General features: G+C 64.4%; 3 protein-coding genes and 1 pseudogene. 3 read left to right on the forward strand and 1 reads right to left on the reverse strand.

What is annotated here, in order from left to right:
- The first annotated feature begins 276 nt into the window (after nucleotides 1-276).
- The 3 genes from RM423_RS24390 (at nucleotide 277) to RM423_RS24400 (ending at nucleotide 2,703) form a co-directional block, all read left to right on the forward strand.
- Nucleotides 277-1,017 carry a reverse transcriptase domain-containing protein gene (locus RM423_RS24390; protein ID WP_311425634.1) on the forward strand — a complete coding sequence of 247 codons (741 nt, stop codon included), beginning with the start codon at nucleotides 277-279 and terminating at the stop codon, nucleotides 1,015-1,017.
- A gap of 119 nt (nucleotides 1,018-1,136) precedes the next feature.
- On the forward strand, nucleotides 1,137-2,426 hold the full coding sequence (locus RM423_RS24395) for an IS256 family transposase (protein WP_311425636.1): 1,290 nt from the start codon (nucleotides 1,137-1,139) through the stop codon (nucleotides 2,424-2,426).
- 52 nt (nucleotides 2,427-2,478) lie between these two features.
- The gene (locus RM423_RS24400) at nucleotides 2,479-2,703 is read left to right on the forward strand and encodes a hypothetical protein (RefSeq protein ID WP_311425635.1); all 225 of its coding nucleotides are present in this window, start codon (nucleotides 2,479-2,481) and stop codon (nucleotides 2,701-2,703) included.
- A 17-nt stretch (nucleotides 2,704-2,720) separates the two neighbouring features.
- Here RM423_RS24400 and RM423_RS24405 read toward each other — a convergent pair.
- Nucleotides 2,721-2,822, reverse strand: a pseudogene (locus tag RM423_RS24405) (IS982 family transposase); the annotation flags it as partial.

The raw sequence follows: 2,822 nt of genomic DNA on the forward strand, positions 1-2,822 counted from the left end.
TGCCGGCGGTGACGAGGGCGGGTATCCAGATGTGTTCACGGAACCACGACCTCGGGATATGCCCATCGGTGTCGGGGTGCGGTTGCGAGTGGTCCCAGGTGCCGGGTGGGCGTCTTTGCTGGCGGCGCGCCGCTCAGCCCGGTAGGTGGCGTAGGCGCCAGAGTCTGGCGCCAGTTCGGCATACTGCCGCCCCAATATCGCACACGTGATCTCGCACTGACGATGATCGTGTGTAAGGGTGGGCCTTATGAGTCCTATGGCCGGTCGAGGCCCAACGTGATCGACGCGAGCCTGTTTAATCGGCTCGGCCTGACCAGCGCGGTCCGCCACGAACTTGCGCTGCGCAACAGCCTGCTACCTCGACGGTGGGACTACGAAGCCCTCTCACCGCACCACGAGGAAGTCGCCAAACTCCTCATTCCGGGTCTTCGGCGCCACGTCACTGGCCGGCCTGCCAGCGTGGTTCTGTCTGCAAAGGGTTGGCGGGGTGTCAGGCCGATACATGTGATGACTCTCCCCGATCGATCGCTCTATAGGGCTGTGGTCGACCTGATCGCGGCCTCCCTTCCGGCCGTAGTCACACAGCGCGCGCCGTTCGAGATCTTCAACAAGGCTCCGCTCGGGCGCGGGACGCGCTACGTGAGTAAGTCTGACGTCGCCGCCTACTACGAGTTCGTCGATCACGCCCGCTTGGCCGACGAATTGATCGCGCAGACCGGAGAGGAACCTGCGGTCGACCTACTAGCCGGCCTGCTGGGCCGTGTCATGGGACGGAGAGTTGGTCTCCCACAGGTGAACACTGCCAGCAACGTTCTCGGCGACACTTACATTGACATCGCGCGGCGCCGGCTGGCTCGCGGCGGGTACGCGGTGTTCACGTACTCAGACGACTTCAGGATCGCGTCGAAGACGCTTGCGGACGCACGCGGTGCATTGGAGGCGTGCGCAGAAGAGGTTCGCGAGCTTGGCCTCGTCCTCAACGAGCGCAAGACCTTCACCTACGGAGCCAAAAAGTAGAGCAATGCTTGAAACCTGTGGTTGAGGCCGGGTGGACGTACCTTCCCGGTAGCCATGTTCGTGTCAAGCAAGGCCGGCGCTGCAACGCTGGTCGGGAAGGTACGTCCGTGCTCAAGATAGTGGAGACAGCTCGCTCGGGTCAGGTGTTGCCGAGCGATGTGCCATCGAGCTCGCTGCTGGATGAGATCGCGCGGGAGGGTGCGCGGCGGATGTTGGCGGCGGCGCTGAAGGCCGAGGCCGACGCCTATGTCGACGGTCTGCTCGATCAGGTCGATGAGGACGGGCATCGGTTGGTGGTGCGCAACGGTCACCATGAGCCGCGTTCGGTGACCACTGCGGCCGGGGCGATCGAGGTGCGGGCGCCGCGGGTCAACGACAAGCGGGTCGATGAGGCCACTGGTGAGCGCAGGCGGTTCGCCTCGTCGATCTTGCCGGCGTGGTGTCGTCGCTCGCCGAAGGTCAGTGAGGTGCTGCCGCTGCTCTACCTGCATGGGCTTTCGAGCGGCGATTTCGTGCCGGCGCTGGAGCAGTTCCTCGGCACCGGCGCCGGGCTGTCGGCCTCCACGATCACCCGGCTGTGTGAGCAGTGGCAAGACGAGCAGCGCGCCTTTGCGCGACGTGACCTCTCGGGCGTGGACTACGTCTATGTGTGGGCTGACGGCATCCACGTCAACATCCGTCTCGAGGAACACAAGCTGTGTCTGCTGGTGCTCATCGGGGTGCGCGCCGACGGTTCGAAGGAGTTGATCACCCTCACCGACGGCTACCGGGAATCGGTCGAGTCGTGGGCCGATTTGCTGCGTGATGCCAAGCGCCGCGGCATGCGGGCCCCGGTGCTGGCCGTCGGCGACGGTGCGCTCGGCTTCTGGGGTGGGCTGCGTGAGGTGTTCCCCGAGACCCGCGAGCAGCGGTGCTGGTTCCACAAGGGCGGCAACGTGCTCGCCGCGATGCCCAAGTCGGCGCACCCGACGGCGAAGAAGGCCCTCGCCGGGATCTGGGGTGCCGAGGATAAGACTCACGCCAAGGCCGCGGTAAAGGCCTTCGTGGAGTTGTTCGGCGCAAAGTTTCCCAAGGCCGTCGCGAAGGTCACCGACGATCTCGAGCAGCTGCTCGCCTTGTATGACTTTCCCGCCGAGCACTGGGTCCATCTGCGCACCACGAACCCGATCGAGTCCACCTTCGCCACCGTCCGGCACCGCACCAAGATCACCCGCGGTCCCGGCTCCAAAGCTGCTGGCCTGGCGATGGCCTACAAGCTGATCATCGCCGCCCAGGACCGGTGGCGGGCCGTCAACGCGCCCCACCTCGTCGCCCTCGTCCGTGCCGGCGCGATGTTCGTCAATGGCAAACACGTCGAACGATCAGAAGATCAACAAACAGTCACGACGCCCGTCGAGACCGCGGCCTGACCAAGATCAATCCACAGGTATTGACAATTGCTCCAAAAAGTACGAGCGGTCGTTGACCGCGTTTGCAGACGCCGAACGTGATTTATTCGCTACGGAGGCGGATGAAGGCGATGACGAGGATCCGTTCGCGTTAGGTGCCCTTGGCGACGACTACGACACAGTCGATGAGGGCGGGCCGTCCACGCTCGGGGCTACTCCGCTGGATCACGGGATCGACGACGACGAGGCGTTCGACCATGCCAATCTGGCCGTGGACGGTGATCTTGACCCTAGATGAGTGAGTCCGTTTGGCGTTTAGTGGTCGTAGGCGATCAGTGAGCGTTTGACTGGGGCGTCGGTTTTCCAGTTGTGCCAGATCGCGGCGGCCATGGCGAGTAGTCGGGCGGCGACGCGGGT

It is taken from the genome of Jatrophihabitans lederbergiae (assembly GCF_031845305.1).
GTDB lineage: Bacteria > Actinomycetota > Actinomycetes > Mycobacteriales > Jatrophihabitantaceae > Jatrophihabitans_A > Jatrophihabitans_A lederbergiae.